Genomic DNA, 6385 nt, shown 5'->3' on the forward strand with positions numbered 1-6385 from the left:
GCCCGGAGTCCGCGGTCCGTGCGCTGCACAAGGCCGTGTCGCTGGGCGCCGACCGCTCGGTCCACCTGAGCGACCCGGCCCTGGCCGGCTCCGACGTGGCCGCCACCGGCTACGCGCTGGCCCAGGTGCTCAAGCGCGAGAACCCCGACCTCGTCCTGCTCGGTCAGCAGTCAGACGACGGCGAGTGCTACACGATCGGCGCCGTCGTGGCCGAGTACCTCGGCCGGCCGTCGCTGACCCAGGTGATCAAGCTCGACATCGCCGGTGAGGAGCTCACCTGCGAGCGTCAGGCCGAGTACGGCTACGACACCGTCCAGGTGAAGCTGCCGGCCGTCATCTCCGTGGGTGACGCCATCAACGAGCCGCGCTACCCGTCGCTGAAGGCGATCATGGGCGCCAAGAAGAAGCCGCTGGACACCGTCTCGGTCGGCGACGCCGACATCGACGTCGCCAAGGTCGGAGGCGAGGGCTCGAATGTCTCGTGCGGAGACTTCAAGGCTCCGCCGCAGAAGTCCGCGGGCAAGATCATCGAGGACGAGGACACCGACGACACCGTCCAGCAGATCATCGCCTGGCTCGACGAGCGCAAGCTCCTGGCCTAGCCGAAGCTGAGAAGAGGAGAACCACAGCGATGAGCAACATCCTGGTCTACGCGCTCCACTACGAGGGCGCCTTCAACAAGAACTCGCTCGGCGCCGTCGCCGAGGCATCCCGCCTGGCGGGCGAGCTCGGCGGCGAGGCCCACGCGGTCGTCGTCGGCGAGGGCATCGCCGACGACCTGGCGGCGACGCTGGGCAGCTACGGCGCGACGAAGGTCTACAAGGCCGAGGGCCCCGAGGGCCTCGCCGGACCGGTCATCGACACGTTCGGCAAGCTGTTCGACGGCGGCGAGTACCAGTACGCCGTCTTCGGCGGCGGCCTGCTCGGGTTCGAGATCGGCGCCGGCCTCGCCGCGCGGATCGACGCGGGCGTGACCATGGAGGTCACGGGCGTCAACGTCGTCGACGGCAAGCTGGTGGCCGAGCGCCCGATCCTGGGCGACTCGAGCATCTCCACCTCCCGCTACAAGGACAAGGGCATCATCATCGCCCGCCTCAACGCGTTCGAGGTGAAGGAGACCGGCGGCGCGGCGGCCACCGTCGAGAACATCACGGCCGACCTGTCGCCGCAGGCCCAGCAGGCCAACATCGTCACGCGCGGCGAGCAGCGCGGCGCCGACGTCGACATCGAGGGCGCGAGCATCCTCGTCGCCGGCGGCCGCGGCCTGGGCAAGGCGGAGGGCTTCGAGCTCTGCGACGACCTGGCCAAGGCGTTCGGCGGCAACTCCGCCGTCGCCGCCACGCGCGCCGTGGTCGACGCCGGCTGGTACCCCTACGCGGCGCAGATCGGCCAGACGGGCAAGACCGTCGCGCCGAAGCTGTACCTCGCGGCGGGCATCTCCGGCGCCATCCAGCACAAGGTCGGCATGCAGTCCTCGGAGAACATCGTGGCCATCAACAAGGACGCGAACGCTCCGATCTTCGAGTTCTCCGACCTCGGCATCGTCGGCGACCTCAACAAGATCCTGCCGAAGCTCACCGAGGCGGTGAAGGCCCGCAAGGGCTAGCGCCATGAGCGGCTCCAACGGCAACGGCCGGGTCGTGCCGGCGGCGTATCCGCCGCCGGTCGACCCGCAGCAGGAGTTCATCAAGCGCACGCTCGACGACGAGGACGAGCGCATCGAGGTCGGCGTCGCCATCGTGGGCGGCGGCACGGCCGGGCTGGCCACGGCCAACCGGCTGCTGCAGCTCCTGGCTGACGATCCTGAGACGCTGGAGCGGCTGGGCGAGGTCCCCGTCGCGGTCATCGAGAAGGCCAAGGTCTGCGGCGGGCACAACCTGTCCGGCGCGGTCGTCCGGCCGGGGCCGCTGGAGGAGCTGTACCCCGACCTCACGCGCGAGGACTGGCGCAAGGAGGGGTGGGCGTTCGGCGAGGTCACCAAGGAGGCGGTCTACCTGACGCCGACCGCCAAGCGCTCGATCCGCATCCCGACGCCGCCGCCGTTCAAGAACCACGGCAACGAGGTCATCTCGGTCTCGGCGCTGGCCCGCTACCAGCAGCGGCTGGCCGAGGAGGCGGGCGCCTACGTGCTCACCGAGACGGCCGCCACGCAGCTGCTCGTCGAGGACGGCCGCGTCCGCGGCGTGCGCTCCGGCGACAAGGGCCGCGGCAAGGACGGCGAGCCGCTGGGCAACTTCGAGCCCGGCACCGACATCACCGCGCAGTTCACGGTGCTGGCCGAGGGCTGCTGGGGCCACCTGACCGGTCCCGCGATCCGCGAGTTCGACCTGGCCGCGGGCGCCGAGCCCCAGGTCTGGGAGCTCGGGGTCAAGGAGATCTGGAAGGTCCCCAAGCCGCTGGATCGCCTGATCCACACGATGGGCCCGTGGCCGCTGAAGCTGTCGTCCAAGTACGGCCAGGTCGGCGGCAGCTGGATCTACCCGATGAAGGACGAGAAGACCGGCGACGACCTGGTCTCCATCGGCTTCGTCGTGGAGCTCGACTACGCCGACGCCACCACGTCGGTCCACGACCTGCTGCAGCAGTTCAAGACGCACCCGCTCGTGCGCAGGATCCTCGAGGGGGGCGAGCGCGTCGGCTGGGGCGCCAAGGCGCTCCCGGGCGGCGGCTACTGGTCGATGCCCAAGCTGACGATGCCGGGCGCGCTGCTGGTCGGCGACTCGGCCGGCATGGTCGACACGCTGGCGCTCAAGGGCGTCCACCACTGCATCAAGTCCGGCATCCTGGCCGGCGAGACGATCTACCGCGCGCTGAAGAACGGCGAGACGTCGCTGGAGTCCTACGAGGACGCGGTCGAGCGCTCGTCGATCGGCAAGGAGCTCTACGCGGTCCGCAACGGCCGCCAGCCGCTGCAGAAGGGCCTGCTCCTCGGCGGCCCGCTGTCGGGCCTGGCCCAGGTGACCAAGGGCAAGCTGCCGCCGGGCCGGCTGTCGTGGCACCGCAACGACAGCATCCCGATGTTCGTCGGCGACTCCAAGGACGACTACCCCAAGCCGGACGGCAAGTACACGTTCGACAAGCTGTCCTCGGTGTTCATCACGGGCAACGCGACCCGCGACGACGCGCCCAACCACATCCGCGTCCGCAAGAGCGTCCCGCGCGAGGTCGCGGAGACGTGGAAGTGGATGTGCCCGGCCGGGGTCTACGAGATCCCCGAGGACGCGCCGGAGCACGGCAACGTGGACGTGATCGTCAACTACACCAATTGCGTGCAGTGCGGCGCGATCACCGCCAAGGGCGGTCGCCTGACGACCCCCGAGGGCGGCGACGGCCCGCTGTACCAGCAGACCTAGGCACGCGCGGGGGACAGTCCCCGACGTCCGCGGCCAGGGACTGTCCCCTTCCCACGACGCTGGGGGACAGTCCCCCGCGCACCGCGGCCAGGGACTGTCCCCTTCCCCCGCGCGCCGCGGCCAGGGACTGTCCCCTTCCCGCGGCGGTGGGGGACAGTCCCCCGCGCACCGCAGTCAGGGACTGTCCCCTTCCCGCGCCTCACCGCAACCCCGTGCGTCTACGCTTGTTCGAAGGGGACGATGCGCCGCACGCTGCTCACCGGATCGCTGGCCCTCCTCGCACTCGGCGCGGCGGTCGCACCGGCGTTCGCCTCCACGCCGGCGCTCGACAAGCTGACGCTCGCCGCGAAGACCACGGCGTGCACCACCGGCGAGCAGGAGACCTCCCGCGCCGCGACGTTCACCGGCTCGATGCCGGCCGTCGCCGGGACCCGGCGGATGCAGATGCGCTTCGTGCTGGTCCAGCGGCTGGGGGAGACGGGGCCGTTCGCCCGCGTGGAGGTGCCCGGCTGGGGCAGCTGGGAGAAGTCCGATCCGGGGCGCCCGGGCTTCGTGTTCACCAAGCGCGTCGCCGCGCTCGCGGCGCCGGCCTCCTACCGCGCGCAGATCACCTTCCGGTGGGTCGATCGCAAGGGCCACGCGCTGCGCACGACGACCCGCACCACCAGCACGTGCGTCCAGCCCGACCCGCGGCCCGACCTCGTCCTCGGCGGACTCGACATCGCGCCCAAGGGCGCCGACCAGGCGGTCTACACGCTCGCCGTCGACGACGACGGCCGCGCGGCGGCCGGCGCCTTCACCGTCACGATCGCGGTCGACGGCGTGCTGCAGCCGCCGCTGACGCTCGGCCCGCTGGCCGCCGGCGAGCGGGGCCACGGGACGATCGTCGGCGCGCGCTGCAGCGCGGGCTCGACGATCACCGTCACGGTGGACTCCGGCGACGCCGTGGACGAGAGCGCCGAGGACGACGACACCGTCCAGCGCCCGTGCCTGATCGGCTAGGAGCCCGCGTCCCTACCGGACCGCGGGTACGAGCCCCTGGGCGAGTACCCGCAGCGAAACGAGCCCCCTCGGCGAGGCTTCGCCGAGGACGGCGGTCCGCTCGGGTGGCAGGCTGACGCTACACTGGACGACGATCATGAAGACCGGAATCCACCCTGAGTACGTCGTTTCGCACGTCACCTGTACGTGTGGCAACGACTTCTACACGCGCTCCACGCAGTCCGACATCCACGTCGAGGTCTGCGCGCAGTGCCACCCGTTCTACACGGGTCGCCAGAAGCTGGTCGACACCGGCGGTCGCATCGACCGCTTCAAGCGCCGCCAGGCTCGCGCCGGCGCTGCGAAGGACTAGCTCCTCCCAGCATGCCGGACGCTCCGCGGACCTCCGACGGCGCGGATGTCGCCGTCGGGGACGGGGCGTTCGGTGACTCGCTGATCGCTCAGCGTGACGCTCCCGTGGGCGGCCAGGCCGTCCTCGAGGGCGTCATGATGCGCGGCATCTCGACGTGGGCCGTCGCCGTGCGCAAGCCGGCGCCCGCGCAGCTGCGCCCCGGCGGGCTGGACGCCGAGGAGGCGCCGCTCGGCGACATCGAGGTCGTCACCCACCCGCTGACGTCCATGCTCAAGCGGCACCCCGTGCTGCGGCTGCCGGTCATCCGCGGCGTCGTCGCACTGGGCGAGTCGCTCTCGATCGGCTTCAAGGCCCTCGGCATCAGCGCCAACGCGCAGCTGCCCGAGGACGAGAAGGAGATCTCCGGCGGCGTGTGGGCCGGCACGGTCGTCGTCGCGATCCTGCTGGCGGTCGGCCTCTTCTTCGTCATCCCGGTCGGGCTGACGAGCCTCATCAAGGACCAGCTGAACTCGTCGCTGCTCTTCTGGCTCGTCGAGGGCCTGCTCCGCACGGCCATCTTCCTCGGCTACCTCGTGATGCTCTCCAAGCTGCGCGACCTGCGCCGCGTCTTCGAGTACCACGGCGCCGAGCACAAGACGATCTCCTGCTACGAGGCCGGGCTCGAGCTCACGCCCGAGAACGCCCAGCGCTTCAGCCGCCTGCACCCGCGCTGCGGCACGAGCTTCCTGCTCGTCGTGATGATCGTCGCGATCTTCGTGTTCGCCCCCATCGGCCTGCCGGCGTGGTACTGGCTCGTGCTCACGCGCATCGTCGGCGTGCCGCTCATCGCCGGCATCTCGTTCGAGCTGATCAAGTTCGCCGGCAAGAACCGCCGCCGCCGCTGGGTGCGGGCCGTGATGTACCCCGGCCTCATGCTTCAGAAGCTCACCACCCGCGAGCCGGACTTCGCCCAGCTCGCCGTCGCCATCGCCGCCATGGACGCCGTGCTCGCGCTGGAGAACCCGATGGGCGCCTCCGAGGAGGAGCGCGTCGGCATGGAAGTCGTGGCATGACGGCCCAGAGGGCCGCCATGCCATTGCGCGAACTCGCCTAGCGGCTCGTTCGCGCCCCAGGCAGCTAGGCTCGATGGCTGATGATCGAGTCCCTCGTCGAGCAGATCGAGAGCCGCTTCGCCGAGGTCGGGCGCCTCATGACCGATCCCGCCGTCATCGGGGATCGTCAGCGCTACGCCGAGGTCGGGCGCGAGTACCGGCGCCTGGAGGCCCCCGCCAAGCTGGCTGAGGAGTGGCGCCACGCCACCGACGACGCCGCCGGCTCGCGCGAGCTGCTGGCCGAGGGCGAGGACCCCGAGCTGCGCGAGCTGCTGCGCACCTCCGAGGCGCGTATCGACGAGCTCGAGGAGGAGATCCGCCTCGCGATGGTCGAGCCCGATCCCAACGACGACAAGAACGTCATCGTCGAGATCCAGGGCGGCGCCGGCGGGGAGGAGGCCGGGCTGTGGGCCGGCGACCTCTACCGGATGTTCACCCGCTACGCCGAGCGCCGCGGCTTCACCACCGAGCCGCTGGACGTCGGCGACGGCAAGTACACCTTCGCGGTCAAGGGCGACGGCGCCTTCTCGATCTTCAAGTTCGAGGGCGGGACGCACCGCGTTCAGCGCGTGCCCGCCACCGAGTCC

7 protein-coding genes are annotated in these 6385 nt (G+C 71.0%); all 7 read left to right on the forward strand.

Translation table 11 applies throughout. The features are described 5' to 3' along the window. Nucleotides 1-602, forward strand: a 602-nt coding sequence (locus VK501_RS19160) for an electron transfer flavoprotein subunit beta/FixA family protein (protein ID WP_324340192.1), incomplete at its 5' end; no start/stop codon positions are given. A 29-nt stretch (nt 603-631) separates the two neighbouring features. Further along, nucleotides 632-1606 carry an electron transfer flavoprotein subunit alpha/FixB family protein gene (locus VK501_RS19165; RefSeq protein WP_324340194.1) on the forward strand — a complete coding sequence of 325 codons (975 nt, stop codon included), beginning with the start codon at nt 632-634 and terminating at the stop codon, nt 1604-1606. A gap of 4 nt (nt 1607-1610) precedes the next feature. After that, entirely contained in the window at nt 1611-3353 is a 1743-nt protein-coding gene (locus tag VK501_RS19170) for an electron-transfer flavoprotein:ubiquinone oxidoreductase (protein WP_324340196.1), read from the forward strand. 240 nt (nt 3354-3593) lie between these two features. Next, a complete protein-coding gene (locus tag VK501_RS19175) occupies nt 3594-4355 on the forward strand; it encodes a CARDB domain-containing protein (protein WP_324340197.1) in 762 nt (253 codons plus the stop codon). A 136-nt stretch (nt 4356-4491) separates the two neighbouring features. Then, complete coding sequence (gene rpmE / locus VK501_RS19180; protein ID WP_324340198.1) at nt 4492-4707, forward strand: 50S ribosomal protein L31; 216 nt, start codon at nt 4492-4494, stop codon at nt 4705-4707. Between the two features lie 11 nt (nt 4708-4718). Next, nucleotides 4719-5759: a DUF1385 domain-containing protein gene (locus VK501_RS19185; protein ID WP_324340200.1), complete on the forward strand. Its 1041-nt coding sequence runs from the start codon at nt 4719-4721 to the stop codon at nt 5757-5759. An 80-nt stretch (nt 5760-5839) separates the two neighbouring features. Then, on the forward strand, nt 5840-6385 hold a 546-nt coding region (locus VK501_RS19190; RefSeq protein WP_324340202.1), incomplete at its 3' end, for a PCRF domain-containing protein.

The organism is Baekduia sp., from assembly GCF_035318805.1.
Taxonomy (GTDB): domain Bacteria; phylum Actinomycetota; class Thermoleophilia; order Solirubrobacterales; family Solirubrobacteraceae; genus Baekduia.

Excerpts from the sequence above, each read along its gene's own strand:
- VK501_RS19175 (WP_324340197.1), top strand. The coding sequence starts at position 3,594 with ATGCGCCGCACGCTGCTCACCGGATCGCTGGCCCTCCTCGCACTCGGC.
- VK501_RS19165 (WP_324340194.1), top strand. The coding sequence starts at position 632 with ATGAGCAACATCCTGGTCTACGCGCTCCACTACGAGGGCGCCTTCAAC.
- VK501_RS19185 (WP_324340200.1), top strand. The coding sequence starts at position 4,719 with ATGCCGGACGCTCCGCGGACCTCCGACGGCGCGGATGTCGCCGTCGGG.
- VK501_RS19170 (WP_324340196.1), top strand. The coding sequence starts at position 1,611 with ATGAGCGGCTCCAACGGCAACGGCCGGGTCGTGCCGGCGGCGTATCCG.
- rpmE (WP_324340198.1), top strand. The coding sequence starts at position 4,492 with ATGAAGACCGGAATCCACCCTGAGTACGTCGTTTCGCACGTCACCTGT.